At 52.4% G+C, this 18,817-nt stretch carries 24 protein-coding genes; 2 read left to right on the top strand and 22 right to left on the bottom strand.

Annotated elements, in window-relative coordinates; all coding sequences use genetic code 11:
- Positions 1-93: 93 nt before the first annotated feature.
- From HMPREF3143_RS25605 to HMPREF3143_RS09970, 18 genes are all read right to left on the bottom strand, one after another.
- Positions 94-429 carry a hypothetical protein gene (locus HMPREF3143_RS25605; protein WP_072059680.1) on the bottom strand — a complete coding sequence of 112 codons (336 nt, stop codon included), beginning with the start codon at positions 427-429 and terminating at the stop codon, positions 94-96.
- A 50-nt stretch (positions 430-479) separates the two neighbouring features.
- Positions 480-830 (bottom strand): hypothetical protein, encoded by a 351-nt coding sequence (locus HMPREF3143_RS10045; RefSeq protein WP_023304450.1) that lies wholly within the window; start codon positions 828-830, stop codon positions 480-482.
- A complete protein-coding gene (locus tag HMPREF3143_RS10040; protein ID WP_023304451.1) occupies positions 827-1,441 on the bottom strand; it encodes a tail assembly protein in 615 nt (204 codons plus the stop codon). The genes HMPREF3143_RS10045 and HMPREF3143_RS10040 overlap by 4 nt, the downstream gene beginning before the upstream one ends.
- A 13-nt stretch (positions 1,442-1,454) precedes the next feature.
- The gene (locus tag HMPREF3143_RS10035; RefSeq protein WP_048210791.1) at positions 1,455-3,116 is read right to left on the bottom strand and encodes a terminase large subunit; all 1,662 of its coding nucleotides are present in this window, start codon (positions 3,114-3,116) and stop codon (positions 1,455-1,457) included.
- Entirely contained in the window at positions 3,100-3,456 is a 357-nt protein-coding gene (locus tag HMPREF3143_RS10030) for a phage terminase small subunit P27 family (RefSeq protein WP_023326190.1), read from the bottom strand. The genes HMPREF3143_RS10035 and HMPREF3143_RS10030 overlap by 17 nt, the downstream gene beginning before the upstream one ends.
- Before the next feature lie 128 nt (positions 3,457-3,584).
- The gene (locus tag HMPREF3143_RS26265; RefSeq protein ID WP_014072017.1) at positions 3,585-3,737 is read right to left on the bottom strand and encodes a hypothetical protein; all 153 of its coding nucleotides are present in this window, start codon (positions 3,735-3,737) and stop codon (positions 3,585-3,587) included.
- Positions 3,730-4,173, bottom strand: a complete 444-nt coding sequence (locus tag HMPREF3143_RS10025; protein WP_039274465.1) for an HNH endonuclease — start codon at positions 4,171-4,173, stop codon at positions 3,730-3,732. Before HMPREF3143_RS10025 ends, HMPREF3143_RS26265 begins: the two co-directional genes overlap by 8 nt.
- Positions 4,173-4,466 carry a head-tail connector protein gene (locus tag HMPREF3143_RS10020; RefSeq protein WP_023304515.1) on the bottom strand — a complete coding sequence of 98 codons (294 nt, stop codon included), beginning with the start codon at positions 4,464-4,466 and terminating at the stop codon, positions 4,173-4,175. The genes HMPREF3143_RS10025 and HMPREF3143_RS10020 overlap by 1 nt, the downstream gene beginning before the upstream one ends.
- The gene (locus tag HMPREF3143_RS10015) at positions 4,459-4,797 is read right to left on the bottom strand and encodes a phage head closure protein (protein ID WP_023304516.1); all 339 of its coding nucleotides are present in this window, start codon (positions 4,795-4,797) and stop codon (positions 4,459-4,461) included. Before HMPREF3143_RS10015 ends, HMPREF3143_RS10020 begins: the two co-directional genes overlap by 8 nt.
- Complete coding sequence (locus HMPREF3143_RS10010) at positions 4,794-6,029, bottom strand: phage portal protein (protein WP_048210790.1); 1,236 nt, start codon at positions 6,027-6,029, stop codon at positions 4,794-4,796. Before HMPREF3143_RS10010 ends, HMPREF3143_RS10015 begins: the two co-directional genes overlap by 4 nt.
- Position 6,030: 1 nt before the next feature.
- On the bottom strand, positions 6,031-6,591 hold the full coding sequence (locus HMPREF3143_RS10005) for an HK97 family phage prohead protease (protein WP_006178876.1): 561 nt from the start codon (positions 6,589-6,591) through the stop codon (positions 6,031-6,033).
- Positions 6,592-6,642: 51 nt separating this feature from the next.
- The gene (locus HMPREF3143_RS10000; protein ID WP_048210788.1) at positions 6,643-7,809 is read right to left on the bottom strand and encodes a phage major capsid protein; all 1,167 of its coding nucleotides are present in this window, start codon (positions 7,807-7,809) and stop codon (positions 6,643-6,645) included.
- Between the two features lie 233 nt (positions 7,810-8,042).
- Positions 8,043-8,306, bottom strand: coding sequence for a hypothetical protein (locus tag HMPREF3143_RS09995; protein ID WP_019077815.1), 264 nt, complete (start codon positions 8,304-8,306; stop codon positions 8,043-8,045).
- An 18-nt stretch (positions 8,307-8,324) separates the two neighbouring features.
- Positions 8,325-8,774 carry a single-stranded DNA-binding protein gene (locus tag HMPREF3143_RS09990; protein WP_048210787.1) on the bottom strand — a complete coding sequence of 150 codons (450 nt, stop codon included), beginning with the start codon at positions 8,772-8,774 and terminating at the stop codon, positions 8,325-8,327.
- Between the two features lie 295 nt (positions 8,775-9,069).
- Complete coding sequence (locus HMPREF3143_RS09985; RefSeq protein ID WP_070532951.1) at positions 9,070-11,424, bottom strand: toprim domain-containing protein; 2,355 nt, start codon at positions 11,422-11,424, stop codon at positions 9,070-9,072.
- Positions 11,414-11,560: a hypothetical protein gene (locus tag HMPREF3143_RS09980; protein ID WP_227794302.1), complete on the bottom strand. Its 147-nt coding sequence runs from the start codon at positions 11,558-11,560 to the stop codon at positions 11,414-11,416. Before HMPREF3143_RS09980 ends, HMPREF3143_RS09985 begins: the two co-directional genes overlap by 11 nt.
- 62 nt (positions 11,561-11,622) lie before the next feature.
- The gene (locus HMPREF3143_RS09975; protein ID WP_070532948.1) at positions 11,623-11,817 is read right to left on the bottom strand and encodes a hypothetical protein; all 195 of its coding nucleotides are present in this window, start codon (positions 11,815-11,817) and stop codon (positions 11,623-11,625) included.
- Complete coding sequence (locus tag HMPREF3143_RS09970; protein ID WP_048210784.1) at positions 11,810-12,001, bottom strand: host cell division inhibitor Icd-like protein; 192 nt, start codon at positions 11,999-12,001, stop codon at positions 11,810-11,812. Before HMPREF3143_RS09970 ends, HMPREF3143_RS09975 begins: the two co-directional genes overlap by 8 nt.
- 217 nt (positions 12,002-12,218) lie before the next feature.
- Between HMPREF3143_RS09970 and HMPREF3143_RS09965 the strand changes: the two genes are divergently transcribed.
- Positions 12,219-12,422, top strand: coding sequence for a YlcI/YnfO family protein (locus HMPREF3143_RS09965; RefSeq protein WP_048210783.1), 204 nt, complete (start codon positions 12,219-12,221; stop codon positions 12,420-12,422).
- Between the two features lie 310 nt (positions 12,423-12,732).
- Here HMPREF3143_RS09965 and HMPREF3143_RS09960 read toward each other — a convergent pair whose 3' ends face one another.
- From HMPREF3143_RS09960 to HMPREF3143_RS09945, 4 genes are all read right to left on the bottom strand, one after another.
- Positions 12,733-13,539, bottom strand: a complete 807-nt coding sequence (locus HMPREF3143_RS09960) for an antA/AntB antirepressor family protein (RefSeq protein WP_048210782.1) — start codon at positions 13,537-13,539, stop codon at positions 12,733-12,735.
- A 20-nt stretch (positions 13,540-13,559) separates the two neighbouring features.
- Entirely contained in the window at positions 13,560-13,844 is a 285-nt protein-coding gene (locus HMPREF3143_RS09955) for a helix-turn-helix transcriptional regulator (RefSeq protein WP_048210781.1), read from the bottom strand.
- A 79-nt stretch (positions 13,845-13,923) separates the two neighbouring features.
- A complete protein-coding gene (locus HMPREF3143_RS09950; RefSeq protein WP_048210780.1) occupies positions 13,924-14,763 on the bottom strand; it encodes a DUF6387 family protein in 840 nt (279 codons plus the stop codon).
- Complete coding sequence (locus HMPREF3143_RS09945) at positions 14,760-15,983, bottom strand: tyrosine-type recombinase/integrase (RefSeq protein ID WP_048210779.1); 1,224 nt, start codon at positions 15,981-15,983, stop codon at positions 14,760-14,762. Before HMPREF3143_RS09945 ends, HMPREF3143_RS09950 begins: the two co-directional genes overlap by 4 nt.
- A gap of 406 nt (positions 15,984-16,389) precedes the next feature.
- Between HMPREF3143_RS09945 and HMPREF3143_RS09940 the strand changes: the two genes are divergently transcribed.
- Positions 16,390-18,780, top strand: a complete 2,391-nt coding sequence (locus HMPREF3143_RS09940) for a glucose/quinate/shikimate family membrane-bound PQQ-dependent dehydrogenase (protein WP_070532945.1) — start codon at positions 16,390-16,392, stop codon at positions 18,778-18,780.
- Positions 18,781-18,817: the final 37 nt, after the last annotated feature.

Genomic DNA, 18,817 nt, shown 5'->3' with positions numbered 1-18,817 from the left:
ATAGAAAGCGGGCGAGTATACAGCATTCCTTAAAGGAATAAAAAAAGCCCCATCAGGGGCTCGTTGAGAGGTACCTTACAGGTGCAGTCAATTTTATAGGCAGGACATCGCCATTTTACCCCAAGGGTTTCCGTACCCGGCTGTAAAAGCGTGCATTTTTACCTCTGAGCCCTCACCATCAGCATTCACAAGGGCAACAACTGAAGCGCCTACGTCAGAAACTGATACCACTATTCTGTAGCCCGTTTCAGTTTCCATTGCTACTGCTGATGGGTTCAGATCTGACATTTTTGGCGCTAAACAGCGAACCACCTCAGCTGGTTTTTTTGGGCTTTTACCAGTGAAAATTGGAGGTTTGCTTGTAATCGTATCAACTGAACAACCAGCCAATAAAATTGATGCTACGAACAAGGTAATTTTCTTTCTCACGTCATCCCCTACTTAATGTTTTAGTCCAACCGTATAACGAGTATGCAGGCTTAATTGATAGTGTTTGGCGAATGGATAAATGACTCTTTGTTTTTCTCCAGTTGCGCCTTCATATGCTCACACCAACCGGCAAAAATAGCTTCATCTGTACCAGGGTAAGCTGTCAGAAAGCACATAAGTATTTCGTCGGTGAGTTTGTCCTGCTGATCCCAGTCAACAATGAACTGTCTAAACAGAGCGTAAGCCTTCGCCGGGTCCCTGTTCTGCCATGTCTCCACAACGTTATCGAAAGGAGGAACGATGTAAGTTACCTCCACCGGCAACGGCTCGTATTTCGTCGGTATCAATACCTCTCGGGTAAATACCTCACCTTCTGGCCAGAGTTGCACCTGATTTGTCAAAGCTGATCCTCCACATAGATACCCGCCGATATGATTGCACCGCCGATACGGCGCTTTCCATATAGCAATGGTACCGGATAACCCTGCGCAGCAGTATTCGTAACGCCGCCAAATGCGTATGAAGCCTTATTATCCGCACTTTGTTTGCTTGCAAGACCGGTAGGTTGTGGAGAAAGTAATTGCACAACACCGCCCGCAATCATAGCCGCGCCGAGTTTCCAGGCAACGGGGCCCCACGTGCCACCGCCCCATGCCTGACCAACCGTAACCCCAATTGCCCCTACCACCACCAGTACCGCGCCGAGAATAGTTTGTAACATCCCTGCTTTTTTACTTCCAATTACCACCGGCACGATATGAATCTCGCGCCCATTGTTCGGAAATTCCAGGTCATCTGCTCCAATGTTCTTTTTCCCGACATAAATCGCGTACGTTAAACCGCGAGCCCTGCTTGTATTCATGTATTTTTCGAATCCGGGAATCGTTACGGCCAGAGCCCGGAAAGCCTCATGCGTAGTCCGCACCAAGCGCTGGTGAGTTCTACCGAAGGTTTTGCCGAGCGGGCCAAACATACGGATGGTCGCAAGTGTTTCATTATTAGCTGTATTCATCATTCTACTCCTGTCAGATACCGTTAAATGTCGCCAGCCGTTGTTTGTGGCTGTCGCTCATATCGAAAGCAAAATCCTCGTGCTCAGCCTGGAAGGTACCGAACGCCATCAGCGCAGATACAGCCGGGTCTATCTTGTTGGAGGACTTCTTCTTGTTGGGCTTAATGTTGGCGTTAGCGTCGGACTCCATCACCACGTTACCAATCGCCCAGGCCAGAACCGGATCGCCGCGATGGCGCACCACTCTGCGGTTAACGAACACCTCAAAGGATTTCGCTACCGGACTGAATTTGAGATAGGTTTGCGGGAACGGCTCCACATCGAGGCCCGCCCCCTGTAGCTGGGTGCGCAGATGTGTGGCGTTCCACGTATCGAAGCCCACCAGCCGGATATTGAAGGTTTCAGCATCGCGCAGAATATCGTCACGGATGCGGTCATAGTCGATGCAGTCGCCGGGCGTGGTGCGTATCCATCCCGCTTTCACCCACTGGCGGTAGATGGCGCGGTTTTTGTTGGCGACGTTAAGCAGCTGCGCTTCCGGCAGATAATGGCGGGTCAGCAGGCGGATCTCCCTGTCGAACGGGAAAGCGTAACTTACGCTGGTAATGTCACTGGTAGAGGACAGGTCAAACCCGGCATAACACTCCATTCCGGCCAGATCGTCTTCGGTATAGTCGAGCGCACAGGCATCCCATGCACCGGCGCCCATCCACGGTGTGGAGCCCTGACACCAGATATTGAAACGTTTGGTCAGCATTTCCACCCACTGCGACGGTATGCCCCGCGCTTTCTGGATGGTGGACTCCAGTTTCGCCGCGTCAACGGACACATGCAGGTTAGGGTTAGCCTTGATCCACATTTCCGGCTGCTCAACCTCGCTTTCGTCGTCCAGCTCGTAGATCAGGACAAACAGCGAATCGTTGCTCTCTTCCCCGGCCAGAATCTGGCAGCAGTAGTCATAATGCTGTTTACAGGCAGAGACAACGTTACTCCCGGCGGTCGTGATGGCGAACAAAATCGCCTCCGGACGTGCGCCCATACCCAGCTCAAGCGCGGAATAAACGCCGTTATCCGGGTGAAGATGGTATTCATCAACAATCGCCAGGCTGGGGTTAGTCCCCTCAATGGTGGCCGCTTTCGCCGCCAGCGGCTTTAACAGGCTGTTGCTCTTCGGGAAAATGACCTTATGCGCCTGAATATTGACGCGCTTTTTTAGCGGTTTTGACAGCAGGCACATCTGGCGGGCATCGTCGAACACAATACGGGCCTGATCCCGGCTAACCGCCGCCGTGTAGATATCCTGCTGGCCCTTCTCCATTACCAGAAACCAGTTAGCCAGCATGGCGGCTACGGTGGATTTGGCGTTCTTACGCGGTACCTCAATAAAGGCGCTGCTGTACTTCCGGCGCCCTGACTCCCTGACCTTAAAGCCCAGCAGGTTAGCAAAGGCGAACTGCTGCCACGGCTCAAGCTCTATTGGCTGGCCCCGCAGCGGGCCTTTGACGTGTGGACAGAGCCGGGAGAACGCGATAAATCGCTCTACGGTCGCCGTATCAAACTCATAACGGGAGTCATTCAGGTCTGAAAAGTACCTTTCTACGGCCTGTTTTACGCGCTTACAGGCCGGAATTTCACCGGATTTAATGGCGTTTGCGTAATCATTCCAGACGGTCAAGCTCGTCCTCCTCTTCCGTTTCTACCGGATTCCGGCGACGGCTTACCGGATCAAAGCCCAGCAGCGACGACATTTTTATGAGAATTTTTTCGGCATCAGCTTTTGCGCTCAGTGCCGGGTTACGGCTCTCACCGCCCTGGCTGTTCACTATGCTGAATCCCCGCGTGGCAAGGTCTTCCACGGCTTTGCGGTACATCGAGTAATTGACGCAGTACAGCTCAAGGTTGTTCCAGTCGGCAGGCGTCAGATCCCCACGCTCCGCCAGCTGCTTCGCCTTTGCTTTCCACTGCTGCGCCGCGATTTCATCAAGGTAGGCGGGCGGTTTGGGTGGTCTTGCCATAACTTACTGTTTTCCTTTCTGTTTTATTTTCAAAAAAATCACCGTGCGTAAAAATTTGAGGGGGCGGGTGGTTCCTCGCCCGGAGGGGTTTGTCCTGAAAACCTCCCCCACCCCGTCCATGCGCCCTGTCAGCGGTTGCGGAAGCATTCCATAAGCTCCCGGTCACGCTGGCTCATGCGCTTTGCTACGGGCTTCGTGTGCGCTCTCTGTCTGGCTGGTTGCCATGCCTCGCGCTGCTTTATCAGCCCACTAATCAGGCGCTGCTGTTCCTGCTCAGTCATTGTTTGCCTCATAGATCCAGTCGGTGCGATGACGTGCTGCTTCTTCCTGCTCACGGAACTTACCGGCTTTACGCTGCTGCTTAGTCACCGGGTCTGTTGTAGTTGTCTTCCGGCCATGACAGGCAGCACATAACGACTGGTGATTACTGGCAGGCCAGAACAGCACATCGGCCTCACCCTCGATAGGGATGATGTGATCGACGATAGTTGCCGATGTATAGACGCCAGCCTTGAGACAGTGGACACACAGCGGATTAGCTTTCAGAAAATGACGACGGTATTCACCCCAGCGGTTGGAGTATCCACGCTCTGTTCGTGTACCTCTTCGGCTGTCGCTTTGTCGGCGGGCATCCCGCTTATGCTCATCACACTTGCCGGACTTCACCCGCTTATTACATCCCGGCTCAGTGCACCGGCGCATTGGTTGCCACGGCATCAGTACACCCCCACATCTCGGTAGACAGACCACAACGCAGAGACAGCCATCGGTATCTCTTTGGCGTCGGTATCACCAATCATCGTGCGGTACTCGTACAACTGAGATACGTACATCAGACAGCCAATCTTGATAGCTGGTGTAAACTCCAGCCCGTTATCGAACCGCTTACCGATATGCTTCTGGCAGACCTCCAGCGCCGCATCGATGTACGCCTGTATCAGCGTATCTTCGTAATCATCATCAATACGGCAATGCAGCTTTGCCTCTTCCAGACCGATTAACTCACTCATTGAAAATGCCTCCCTTGCACAGCAGCTCAAGCCGGGTGTGATCCACATCAGGAATGACGGCCACAATGCCGTAAACCTGCCCCCGGACGTTTGGAGAGCGGTACAGAATGCGGTTTGCGGTGGTTATATCGTCGCGGTAGCGCGTCCAGATTCGCACTGTAGCCTCGGAGTAAAGTGCCCCGGAAGACATGCGCTCACGCCCGCTGATAGCTCGAATTTCAGCCCAGACGGTGGCAAGGTCAGCCCATTCATAGATAACCTGACCAGTCGGGTCGCGGTGAGATTCCGACTTCTGAAAGGTAACGCGGCGTTTCATCTTTCCGGCTCTCATGCGTCACCTTCCTTGCCGTCCTTACTGATCTTCACTTCCTGCTTCCATGCCTGGCTAAATTCGTCACCACCTTCACGCGGCGGCATACCCTCACGTTCACGGGCTTCGTTCGGGTTCATGATCCCGTTCTTAATGCCGCGCTCATAAGTGGCATAACGTTCGGTTGGCGTGGCGCGGAGAAGGTCAGCAGAGTCAAATTCCACCTGATAGCGGGTTCCCGGAACCGGAGAGGCCACCAGCAGCGCAGATTTGATTTGTTGTTCGAAGTTTGCCAGCCACGGGCGCATCGTCATGGTGAGAAAGGCGCGGCTCGCTTCGCTGAAATTGCTGTAGGTGCTGTTGCTGTATTCCTGCAGGAAGATAGGCGACACGTTGAACATGCGGGCAATGTCTTCAATGGTGAAGCGACGGGAGGCCAGCCATTCGGCATCCTGATTGCTCATGCCAAGCTGCTTGTAGTCCATGCCACCTTCAAGGATCGGCGTTTTCCCGGCGTTTCTGGCACCTTTGTAGCGCTCCAGTGCGTCCAGAGCCTGTTTGCCCTTCACGCTGTCGAGCCATTCGGCAGTAGTAACCACGCCAGCCGCCATCATGCCATCTTTCATAATGCTGGCACCGTGGCGCTGCTGGGCCAGACCTAACCCCAGCGCCTCACGGCAGGTGGTGATCGGCGAGCGCCCCAGAAAACCATCATCGGTCGAGTAACGCAGGTGCAGGATCTCTTCTTGCAAGTAGGTGCGCACAACCCCGCTAAACGGCTCAGTAACAGTGTATTTGTACTTATGCTGGCCGATACGCTCAGGTACAACCGCCCCCGGCGCATACGGGTGCAGGGATTGCGGCTGGCCGTCGCGGCCCCACTGGATCACCGCATAGGCGTTACCGTTCAGCAGGCAGTGGCGCATCATCGTGCGTTTAAACTGGTAAGGCGTCTGGCAGTCGTTCGGCTGCTCGTTCAGCAGAAAATCCACTGGGTGATTGCTCAGCCATTCCCGCGCCTCTCGCCCGTTATCGTTGCGCACACGGTAGAGATAGCAGGGCATTGTTGCCACCGCCTCACTGATAACTGATACGGCGTTCATGACCGCCGGCAGAGATTCCGCAGTACCCGCAGACACATACTCGCCTGATCCGGTATTTGGAATCCCTGCCATCGCCAGAAATTCATCAATGGTCATGCTGCGTTGCTCTGAGGGTTCAGACTTACGGCCAAACGGCCAGATATTCCACATATCAGAGCCCCGCTAAATCAGCCCAGCGGCGACGGTTATCGCCAGCGCGGCGCAGTTCAGGATGTTGGGAGAAAAGCGAACGGTGCGCGATTTCCACGCCAGACTCAGGATAAGCAGGCATAGAGGTAACGGTAATCTCCCGCAGTTCGGCAGCGGTAACAGTGCGCAGGTATGGAGACTGGCCGATATCCCACGCTTCTTTCAGCGCCCGGAAACCAAAGCTCATGCCGGAGATATCCCCGCGCTCCACCAGCTCCAGCACATCGTTGCCAAGCTGGGTATTAGGCGGGGTCAGCTCGAAGCGCAGCCCGGTATCGTCTTCGGACAGCACCAGCGTGCCGGATTTAGTGCGGCCCAGAAGCTGGGTATAGTTATGCTCGTACAGCGCACGCACATCGCTACCGGATGCCAGGCTGTCTTTAAACGCTCCCGGCGCAAACTGCTCGCGGAACTCGTCCCAGATAATTTCTGAGAGACTGTTCCAGCGCACGGCATAGCCCACCAGCTTTTTGTTGCTGGCGCTCACTTCGGAGGTACGGATTTCAAAATCGATTGTTTTCATTACTGGACTCCACAGAGGGCAAAAAGGGGCCGCAGCCCCTTAAACGTCAAATCAGGAACCGGAGCCGGAAAGCTCAAGCACCTTGATGGCGTTGGAGTCCACCACGCCGCCGCCCAGGTATTTATCGGTATGCACCTTGTAGAAACCCGGCTCGGTGATGTTGTCAGGACGGGTACGCACGCCAGTGGTGTGATCCACGATGAAATAGCCGCGCTTGAAGTCGCCAACAGCGAGGAACGCTTTACCCGCCTCCGCATCCGGCATGGTTTCCAGATACTGAACAGGACGGCCCAGCAGCGTATCGGGAGAACCGGCAACCAGACGATCGCGCCAGATGTAATCCCCGTTGCCGTTTTTCAGCTTTTGCAGTTTGGCGGCGGTGTTGGAATTCATCACCCATACGGCGTTTTTGCGGTATTTGGCTTTCAGCTTATACAGCAGGTCGATCAGACCATCAGAGGAAACGTCAGCGGCTTCCATCTTCTCCAGCGTACCGAACGGACGGGCTTTATCGGCAGTGGCCGCGCGAGGGTAAGACAGGAACCCTTTGGATTTTTTATCACCGTCGCCGTTCACAAAGTCACTTTCTTCGGTAGCGGTGAAGGTGTCAGCGATTTCAGAAGACAGCCAGCCAAGAATATCCACCTCGGAGAAGTCGAGAATCTCCTGGGTGGTTTTCGGGTAGGCGTAGATCGGGTTGAGTTTGATATCAACGCGCTCCATCTTCGGCGTGCTGGTTTCGGTGCGTGGTTCACCTTCGGTACCGCGATTAACGGTAGTGCCGCCCACAGATACCAGCTTCTGGTATTCGTTGGTTTTGGTCGTCTTCACCGTTGCGATGGAGCGCATCACGCTATCATCCTGCAACTGGCGCATAATCTCTTTGTCCAGCTCAGGGATAACGGTATAACCGCCGTCAGCCTGCACCAGCGTGGAGAGAGAGCGGGTATCACCGGTCATGATGTAGTGGCGCAGCTCGTCGTTGCTTACTGGCTCACCTTCAACGGAAGTGCCAGGCAGATTGCGCTGATCGTCGGCGACGGCTTCAAGACGGGTGATTTCAACTTCAAGCGCATCAGCCTGGGCGCGGAGTTCGTCGAACTTTTTGCCCTCTTCTTCGTTCAGGCTGCGCTTTTCGGTGTCGGCTTTGTCCAGCATGGAACGCATCTGGGTTTTGAGTGCGGCTTTCTGCTGGCGTAATTCGAGTAGTTTCTTCATGGAGTGGTTTCCGTATCAATTAACGTAGAGACGTGAAACCAGCGCTTGGAGGGGAGGCCGTTAAATCTTTTTCTGCCTCTCGCAGGCTGTACTCGCTACAGCTTGACTTAACGGCCAGTGGCGGCTCACGTCTGAGTGCCACTCTTGAAGATATACATGAAAAATATAAAGAAAACCCCCGTCAGAGACAGGGGCAATCACGGGTAAACATGAGTACGAATAATTTACAAAATTTATTTATTCAGCAAATCCCGCATGTTCTTTTCCGGCATATCCTTACGCATTTTCTCCAGATGCGCTATGAGGAGATCCAGTTGTTCGCCATCAGCAGCCAGAGCCATTCCCGTGAACGAATCCACAATGAAGCCGTGAGAATCAATCATCACCACCGCATCTTTATCAAGCGCAGCAGCGTACTCCTTTACTCCCATATCCTGTACGGCATTTTCAATGCCATGCACCTTGCGATGTTCCAGAACATCCTTATAAGTAAACATTTTCTTTGCTCCTTTCAGTCAGAAATCATCTTCATGTTGTGGGCGCTGGTCAAAATCTTCCGGCGTATTGTATAGTTCCCATCCCGGCGCGGCGGCGGTTGATTGTTTTGCGTCGTCAGTATCAGTTATGGGCTTCCGCCCGCCGCCCGGTCTCACCGTTCTGGCGCTGATCACACTGTCTGCGAGTACCTGATATCCCTGCTGTGCGGTGCCATCCTGCCCCGTCCACTGATTAAGCTGCATATTGCCCGCTACGCTCACAAGGTCGCCTTTAAAATGCCGCGCCAGCGCATCAGCCTGCTTACCAAATGCGAGAACACCCAGCCAGAAAGTAGCCTGTCCATCCTCAGCAGCATTACATGGCAGTGATACTGCCAGCCGCGCCATTGCCATATTTGTACCCTTGCCCGTTGTTCTGGTATTCGGATCGGCCACCAGACGCCCGTAAGCTGATATCTGTGCTGTCATTCTAATACTCCCCACAGTTATAAATTAAAATTTGTACCTTAAACTGTCTACCTGTCTACTCTTTGATTTTTTACTTTAATATTCATTGTGTTACATGGTAGAGAGTTACCTTTTAAAGTGTCTACTACTGTCTACCAGACTCTCTACCATTGTGCAAAAAACAAACCAAAAGTAGACACGGTAGATACCTTACCAAACACTGTCTACCAAGTGTCTACCTATCTAACCAATTGTTATTTAATATATTATTTGTAACAGTAGACACGGTAGACACTTTATCGGTAATTTTTAAATTCTACCCCTGCTCACGATTATTATTTCCTGTTGCTGCTGGTAACCATCCATCAGCATCATCACCTAACAGGACATTTGAGATCGTACGCCCTTTATCCGGCCCCCGGGTGCACTGTTTGCGCTTGTACTCTTTGCCATACTCAGACATTGCCCCCGGCATATCAGTGCCGAACCGCGTCAATGATACGGGTTTACCCAGGCCATGCGCTGACATGTAGGCAAGGTATGAGTGGTACAGATAACGCCTCGGGCTGAATGGCACCATCTCAGCATTGCCAACAATCATTCCCTCGCACTCAACAAGCGCCATCAGGTAGCCGCAAAAATCCACCAGTGAATCACCTTCTCTTTTGATGGCCAGCGCTTCTTCTGATTTCTGCTGCTCATGCAAAAGCTGTTTGGCTTCGTTCTGGCTGGAAAATCGCACAAGAAGATGCCGGATGATTACCGCAAGCTCTCCTTCAATCTTCTCGGCCAGCATCGGATCGCGTTCGTTTACCGGCACTACTTCGGTGAAGTTGAAAATCACCCGTCGCCGTGAAATACCGCCGCTGCGGTCACTGAACGTCATAGCATTGTTATTGACGGCCAGCACCACCGCCGGGATACGGGTTGAATATGGCGCTTTGTGTTTTGGGTCGATAGCCACCTTATCCCCGCCAGTGATCGCTTTAATCCCTGCGCCGTCGCCAGCGTATCGGGTCATATCAGGCATGATAATCAGCGAATAGCCCACCACCAGCGCCCTTTCCCTTGGGTTCTCCAGCGCCGCCATGCTCGCCGATACGGTGTTGGCCTTGCCCGCCAGCATCGTGCAGATCTCCGCCATAACACTTTTGCCACTTCCGCCCGGCCCCGTTACCTCAAGAAACAGCTGCCAGTCGTACCGGTTCGCCAGCACCATAAACAGAGCAGCCAGTACGCGGTCTGCTTTTCGGTCATTATCCGCTACAGAGCGGCGGAGCCATTTCCAGAAGTTCGGCGCATGGGTTGCGAGGGTCTCGCCTTCTGCTGGTTCGCTGAACGGCAGATCACTCGCAACGAGAAGCCAGTCTTTTCGGTTGTGAGGCCGGAACTGTCCTGAGCGGGTATCAAAAACCCCATTGCTGAAACCAATCAGGTTACGGGCTGTTGTACCCATTACCGGGAGTCCCAGCTTCATTGTATCGACTGCTGATTTGATAGCGTTCTGTGAATACGCCACCTCCGCATCAATGTAGATCTGCGCCATTTCTCGCTGCAATTCTTTATCTGTCAGAGGAACCCATACCACACCGTTGTAATGGTGTACCGTGTCGGAATCTGCATGGATCGCAAGGTCGCCATCGTAGTGAGCCAGCAGGACTTCTCCGCGCTGGCTAGCCCCCATCTGATTAAGTGCAGGTGTAACAGCTTCGTGTTGATTCTCTTTTCCGCCGTCAATTGCCTTAAGTTTTACCACCACCTTTTCGCCCTCCGGCTGGTACATCGAATCATTAAATGCTGCTGCGGCTGCTTCCAGCCCGTGTTGCTGGTGAAAATCATTCCAGTCGGCCTTTTCCTCAGACTGAGGTAAAGCCACCCGGCCAGAGACAGCTTTAGCGGCTTTTTCTGCGGCTGATTTACCCGTGTTTGGTTCGCCAGGCTTAATATCGTTATCAGCGGCGATGATGATCTGCGCATCCGGGTAACGCTGTCGTATCACCTGCGAAACTGGCAGCAGGTTCCCGGCGTCAATTGCTGCAATAATTGTCGCATCGGGGCGGAACTGCTGAACCGAAAGCGCCGTTGCCAATCCTTCGGCGATAATCACCGTCTCCGGCATTTCACCGGAATTAACCACGCAAAAAGAGCCTTTCTTCACCGTTCCGGCCACCAGCCGCTTACTGCCATCTGGCTTAATCACCTGTGCGCCTGTTGTTGCGCCAGCGCCGTTTTTCAGCACCAGCAGCAACGACCCATCGGACAGCATCGGGAAGGAGCATTGAAGCCCCTTTGATGCAAGGTAAGCAGACTTACCCGGAGAGGCTTTCGCGACCAGCGCCGCAACTTTCCCGGCGATATCCGTTTGAGGCTTCTCTCTGGCTGGCTTCGGTTCCGGCATAGGCAGCGCCATCGCTTCGGCCACCAGCTCAGCCGCTTCTCTCGCACCGCACTGATTGACCTTCATCACCAGATCCAGCCCGGTACCCGCGCCACAGTGCGAACAGAAATACGTTCCCCGGTTATCTTTATTGTCGAACCGGTAGCGGGTTTTGCCGCCGCAAGCCGGACACGGCCCCTCACCGCGATTCGTCGGAATCGCCAGGCGTTCCAGTATTGACGGCCAGTAGCCATTTGCCTTACTGCGCACATCGCTTACAAAGTCATTTTGCACTGTAAGCCTCCCGCGCTTTCACCAGCTCGCCGATAGATTTATGCAGCAGAGACATAATTGCGCCGACACGGCAGGCTTCTTCACGGTGTTCGTCACCGTCGGGAATGCTGTCAATCCACATGCTCAGTACAGACATTGCGCACTCACTCTCTGAAAGTGCATTTTCAGCGTGCATCAGGACTTCAAAAGGAACCTGTCTCATTTCGCTTCTCCCATACCCAGCTCGGCGATTAATTCCCGGTGTATTTCCTGATTAAGATCACATGCCAGAGAGATATGGTTCAGCAGGGTTTCCGAGCACTCGGCACAGGCTTTTTCCAAAATGGTTTCGAAGAGTGAAGCGGCCAGCGCTGATTTATATTCGGCCTGGTCTAAGCTGATTGGCTCACGCATGACGCACCTCCCGAACTGGCAGACGGCCAGCGAATACCATCACGCAGCCTGCCGGTGATTGCTCACGGGCTTCGCGCTCAGTGGTAGCTGTGATGTGAATGACGTTGCGCCCGATGGCGCTCAGTGCGAGAAAACGCCAGATGTAGTTATTCCGCCCTTGCGGGTGTGTGGTATGATCTTTCATAGCTGCCTCGTTATCTACGTTAACGGCGGGAGTCAGAAGCCCGGAAGGTGTTAGCGCACCTCTGGGCTTCGCTGCATTTGATACTTCCTGTGCCTTACCTGTGGATAAGGTGTGTAGCCACTTTATATTTTGGTGTGCGCCCACGTCAAGCATTTTATTTCGGCTACCTTTGATGTATGGTGTGCACTCACCAAAGATAATTAAGAGGTTGTCCACAATGGCTACAGGTAATAAAAACAATAAATCTTCGCGTGTAGGTATCCGTTTTCCGTATGACCTGATTGAAGAGATTGACGCCAGCGTAGAGCGAGAGAAAGCAGATAACGCCGGAGCTAATTTCTCTGCGTGGGTTCTGGATGCCTGCGGGCGCAAACTCAAATCTGAGCAGCGCAAGAAAGCCAGATCGGAACCTGAAAGCTGAACAGGGTTACTCCCCGTAATGCTGTGAACTGCCCCTCTTAAAGAGGGTTGGTTATCTTCACAGCTCTCTACGTTATTCGTCGGAACCTCTGAACCTAAGCAGTGTTGATGTTCAGGAGAACCCGAATACTGTTCGTGTTTGCTGCTCACCAATTCTCGCGTTTCGCGATAATTAAAATTATTCAATGGGTTGCGATGTCCGTACGTTAAACGTACGCGGTTGTTCAAACTCGGCATATCACCGAGTTTGATTTGCGCGTGCGAATTTCGTCGGCTCAAATTCTGCGCAACCCTGATTGAGTTATGCAAAATCACTCAGCACCTCCAACACGCTTAACCAGCCAGCGTTGTGCCAGTTCTGTGAGTTTCGCCTTACGGGTTGCTGTACGGGTATCAAGATCCAGCAGAGCACAATCACGGCTTTCCAGATAAGCCAGCAGCGCGAGCTGATCGGCGTTCATATGGTCACGCACCTGCTTAACCGGGATTTCTTTCTGTTTCGCCCACACTCGCGGGTGCATACCCAGCACAAGGCTATTCAGGAACGAGCATTCATTGCTGTAGGCAAAGCCGTGCTGCCTGTCGCCGGTGCGCTCGATGTAGCCCTTCATTGCATCGGCCATACTCTTATGATCTTCGCAGGCAGCCACGCGATTTTTACGCCAGCCCAACAACGCCGCCTCATGTTCCTCTGGCGCTACGCGGCGCAGACGTTCTTCACAGTCGATGAAATACTGGCGGGCCATCTTGCCTTGCGCGTTGCGCTCAACCATAGAAAGCTCTTTAGCCATATTCAGGCTGACAATGTAATCGTGCTCAACTTGTTGGCGAGATTTTGCGCTCCCCCGTTTTGGGGTGCTCAAATCTTCAACAATTACGTAATCAACCCCTTTAACAAACCCGTACTGTTTGATACGTGCTTTCATCCAGGTGGTAAAGTCGCGCCCTACAGCCAGAAACGTATGCAGCTTACGACCACTTACAGACTGAGTTTCTTTCCCACCAATAGTGCTCATGGTTACAGGGATCCGGGCAGCAAAATTATCGCTGGAAATATCTTTCTGGCTGGTTTCGGGGTGAGTTTGGCCGCTGCCAGCCAAGGCAGTTATTTTTTCCATATTCGATTACCTGTAGTTAATTAAGCAGATTTGCGGCTGTACGGGTTATTGACGTTCTCTACTGCAGGCGGATTACGTACCCACCAGAGCACATCCGAAAGAAGCCAGGCACAGCTATTGCGCCCAAAATGACAGCGTGGCGGGAATCGGCCTTGCTGCTCCATTTTCCAACGGCTGGAACGGGAAAGGCTGGTGATCTCGCTACATTCTTCTTCACGGATTCGACGGTCGAACTTAAAGCCGTACTCTTCTAAAAGGGTGCGGCGCTGCTCAGGATTTGGCGGGGTAAAGGTGATATTTTGCATGTTGCCTCCACTGTTTCTACGTTTTGTGGAGGCTATTTTCCTGTTGGCTTCAATGCCTTACATCATGTGAAATTTAAGTTTATTCGTCTTCCTGAGTTGGCGTATGAAAATAATCTGCTGGCCTTTTAGGTAGTAAACCTCTGTCATTTAATTCGCGCCGAATTTTTTCTATAGAATAAAAGTTGAAGATTTTTTCCAGATTAGGCTTGATCGTTTGGGTGATATTGTTTTCCCCATACTCGCCATCTGGGTACACCGCCACGGCCTTAACAGAGTGAGTGATGGTATTCTCTGTTTTAGTTTCCCAAATCAACATATCAATAAGTGGGAACAATGAATAATCGATAAGTTTCTTTTTTGCCAAATCCCAGCCATAACTCAAACATTGAGCCTGTGAATTATAATTCAAGCTTTCTCGCCACATTGGTAAAAGTTTTTGAATGTCAGCGATAATTAAATTATCAGGCCAATTCAAATCAACTTTCATATACATATAATGTTCACTTTCCCTGTCTAAAATCCCGTTCACACTTCTAGGATGATAAAGGAATTTAGAAAGTAGACCGGCATTCAAATCCAGCTCATTTTCTTTCGCATACGCATTCACATCAACATGCAAACTATAATGGTCATAGATGGACAAAGGCGAAACGGCCCTTGACTTTGAAAGCATCCCAAACGATTCAACCCCATCATCAATATCCCCTCTGACCAGTTCAGATTTCAGCTCTGCATCAGAGATAACACATTCATTCAGGCTTTTTTCAATTTCGGATAGTTCTTCAAGAGCACTAAATACATATAAATCCCAACGAGCTGATAATTGAAAAAACAATTCAGCATCAGACATTCTTTCGAAAGCATGATACTTTTTCAAATCAAACCATTTAGGTAAATCGTTCTTTTTGCTAATTCTCATTTTTCACCAGCCTTTAAAATAACAATATTCGAGTGATTACCCGCCAAAATATCGAGACGGTCATACCATTTATTCAGCGCATCCAGTTTCTCAGGCAAGTACAGACTACGGTTATAAATCGCCATGACTCCCGGCAAAGCATGGCCCAGCAGCAACTCGACTATATGTGGTGCTATACCCATATTGTTCAGCCCTGTGGAGAACGTGCGGCGTAAATCATGCAACGTCCACGGCTCATTATGGTGAAAATCTTTAAAAAGCCTGCGCCCTTTCAATGATACAGCCTGACGGGTACGATCTTCTCCCAATAACAAGCCTGTTTTCCCTGTCTCGCGCTTTAACTCTTCCAGCCACGGCCGTATAGCTTCTGGTATCGATCTCACGATTTTCTCGCGAGTTTTGCTGTGCTCTTTCGGTACTGTCCAAATCCACGAGGTAAAATCCCATTCTGACCATCGAGAAAGGCGAACCTCCATCGTTCGTGCACCAAAGAGCACCAACATTTTAAGAAGACGTGAATAATACGGCTGCTGCTCATCGCTGTCTGTGCAGCGCCATACATCAGCCAGTTCGCTATCTGACAAAACGCGGTCACGTTGGCCGGATGGCTGCCCTACATCCTGAATGGTGAGAAATACCAAGGCATCACTGGCAGCATAGCGGCGAACTTTGCAGAAACGTAACGCCTGTTTAGAAATCTGAAACATGCGACCGGCGGTCATGGGTTTAGTCTGGTTTATTTCATCAAAACAGGCCACCCAATGACGGGTTTCACATCTCGCGATTGGGTAACGACCAAGCCGCGGGTAAATATGCTTGCGTAGCTGTGCTCTTACCAGCTCCTCGTCGCTTCGCTTTCTCCTGGCGTAATTCACCAACCAGTACTCAAGAGCATCCTGGACTGTCACAGGCTTGAGCGTTTCTTCGGTGCTCAGTTCAAGCTCTGTTTTTGGATCAAGACCACCAGCCAGCCATTGACGGCACTTTTCCCGCTTTTCTCTCGCAGCTTTTAGCGACAAATCCGGGTAACGGCCAAGCGTTAAACGTTCGAGTTTGCTCCCCCTTCCACCCAACCGGTACGAAAAAACCCAGCTTAATTGGCCTTGTTTTGATGCCCTGACGCTTAAACCTTCACCATCAGCATACATTTCTGGCGCATTGCGGCTGGCCCCCTGGAGTGCCTTGAGCTTTTTATCACTTAGCTTGTTAGTGCCCGCCATAGCCCGCCCTACTTGGATTCGTGAATGCGATTGATACACCGATTGATACACCGTTCGTTGCTACAGTCGAAAAAATCGCATAAACATACGAACATAAAACATCGTATCTTACTGATAATAAAAATCAAAACACAGAAAACATGAAATCACCTAAAAGCATGAAAACACGAAGTTTTTTGCTTCAACAGTATGTTTCATATTACTAACCAAATGATTTTAATGAAAATCTCTCAATACGGATGCGTTAATATCCAGCACTGATACGCAAGCCAGCCATTATATCAGCAAATGGATAACCCTGGCGTATGAGTTATAAAAAGCAAATATTGTGATTCCGATCACACTTGTTAATACCTATAATTAGTTGCTAGCAAATTATTAACAAAAACTGACGAGTACACTTTCTATGGCTGAAACAAACTCTAAACAGCCGCGTCTACTGGTGACATTAACAGCGCTATTCGCCGCCTTCTGCGGCCTGTACCTGTTAATCGGTGGCGTCTGGCTGGTCGCGATCGGCGGCTCCTGGTACTACCCGATTGCGGGCCTGGTTATGCTTGGCGTAACCGTCCTGCTCTGGCGTAGAAAACAATCTGCACTGTGGCTGTATGCCACACTCCTTCTTGCCACCATGATCTGGGGCGTCTGGGAAGTCGGCTTTGACTTCTGGGCGCTGACGCCGCGCAGTGACATCCTGGTCTTCTTCGGCATCTGGCTGATCCTGCCGTTCGTCTGGCGTCGCCTGATCGTGCCTTCCAGCGGTGCGGTCGCGGCGCTGGTGGTAGCGCTGTTAATCAGCGGCGGTATCCTGACCTGGGCTGGCTTCAACGATCCGCAGGAGATCAACGGTACGCTGAACGCAGAATCGACGCCTGCGGCGGCGATCTCTCAGGTTGCTGACGGCGACTGGCCTGCCTATGGCCGTAACCAGGAAGGCCAGCGTTACTCTCCGCTGAAGCAGATCAACGCGGACAACGTTAAGAACCTGAAAGAAGCCTGGGTATTCCGTACCGGCGATCTGAAGATGCCGAACGATCCGGGTGAACTGACCAACGAAGTGACGCCAATTAAAGTCGGCGATATGCTTTATCTGTGTACGGCGCACCAGCGTCTGTTCGCGCTCGACGCGGCCACTGGTAAAGAGAAATGGCACTTCGATCCGCAGCTGAACTCCAACCCGTCCTTCCAGCACGTGACCTGCCGTGGCGTCTCTTATCACGAAGCGCGCCCGGGTAATGCGAGCCCGGAAGTCATTGCCGACTGTCCTCGCCGCATCATGCTGCCGGTGAACGATGGTCGTCTGTTCGCCATCAATGCCGAAACGGGCAAGCTGTGCGAAACCTTTGCCAACAAAGGTATCCTGAATCTGCAGACCAATATGCCGGACACCACGCCGGGTCTGTATGAGCCGACCTCCCCGCCCATCATCACCGATAAAACCATCGTGATTGCCGGTTCGGTAACAGATAACTTCTCCACCCGCGAAACCTCCGGCGTTATCCGTGGTTTCGACGTGAACACCGGTAAACTGCTGTGGGCCTTCGACCCGGGCGCGAAAGATCCGAACGCGATCCCGTCGGACGAACACACCTTTACCTTTAACTCGCCAAACTCCTGGGCGCCTGCGGCGTATGACGCGAAGCTGGACCTGGTCTACCTGCCGATGGGCGTTACTACGCCAGATATCTGGGGCGGTAACCGCACGCCGGAGCAGGAACGTTATGCCAGCGCTATCGTGGCATTGAACGCGACCACCGGTAAGCTGGCCTGGAGCTACCAGACCGTTCACCACGATCTGTGGGATATGGATATGCCGTCCCAGCCGACGCTGGCGGACATTACCGTAAACGGTAAAACCGTTCCGGTGATTTACGCTCCAGCGAAAACCGGCAACATCTTCGTGCTGGATCGCAGCAACGGCAAGCTGGTTGTGCCTGCACCGGAAAAACCGGTTCCGCAGGGTGCGGCGAAAGGCGATTACGTTAGCAAAACCCAGCCGTTCTCCGATCTGAGCTTCCGTCCGAAGAAAGACCTCAGCGGGGCAGACATGTGGGGTGCCACGATGTTTGACCAGCTGGTGTGCCGCGTGATGTTCCATCAGCTGCGCTACGAAGGCATCTTCACGCCGCCTTCTGAGCAGGGCACGCTGGTCTTCCCGGGTAACCTGGGGATGTTCGAGTGGGGTGGGATCTCCGTTGACCCTAACCGTCAGGTCGCGATTGCCAACCCAATGGCGCTGCCGTTCGTTTCCCGTCTGATCCCACGCGGTCCGGGCAACCCAATGGAGCAGCCAAAAGACGCGAAAGGCAGCGGTACCGAAGCCGGCATTCAGCCGCAGTATGGCGTACCGTTCGGCGTTACCCTGAAACCGTTCCTGTCTCCGTTTGGTCTGCCGTGTAAACAGCCTGCCTGGGGTTATATCTCCGGTCTGGATCTGAAAACTAACCAGATCGTATGGAAAAAACGTATTGGTACGCCACAGGACAGCATGCCGTTCCCGATGCCGGTTCCGGTGCCGTTCAATATGGGTATGCCAATGCTGGGTGGCCCAATCTCCACCGCAGGTAACGTGCTGTTCATCGCGGCAACCGCAGATAACTACCTGCGCGCGTACAACATGACCAACGGTGAAAAACTGTGGCAGGGCCGTCTGCCAGCGGGTGGCCAAGCCACGCCGATGACCTATGAAGTGAATGGCAAGCAGTACGTTGTCATCTCCGCGGGTGGTCACGGCTCGTTTGGCACGAAGATGGGCGACTATATTGTCGCGTATGCACTGCCTGACGAAAACAAGTAAATGAAAAGCCCGGTGGCGCTTACGCTTACCGGGCCTA

It is taken from the genome of Enterobacter sp. HMSC16D10, from assembly GCF_001807145.1.
Classification (GTDB): Bacteria; Pseudomonadota; Gammaproteobacteria; order Enterobacterales; family Enterobacteriaceae; genus Enterobacter; species Enterobacter roggenkampii.
Note: the sequence above shows the minus strand (reverse complement) of the source record. Positions and strands in the feature narration are given on the sequence as shown.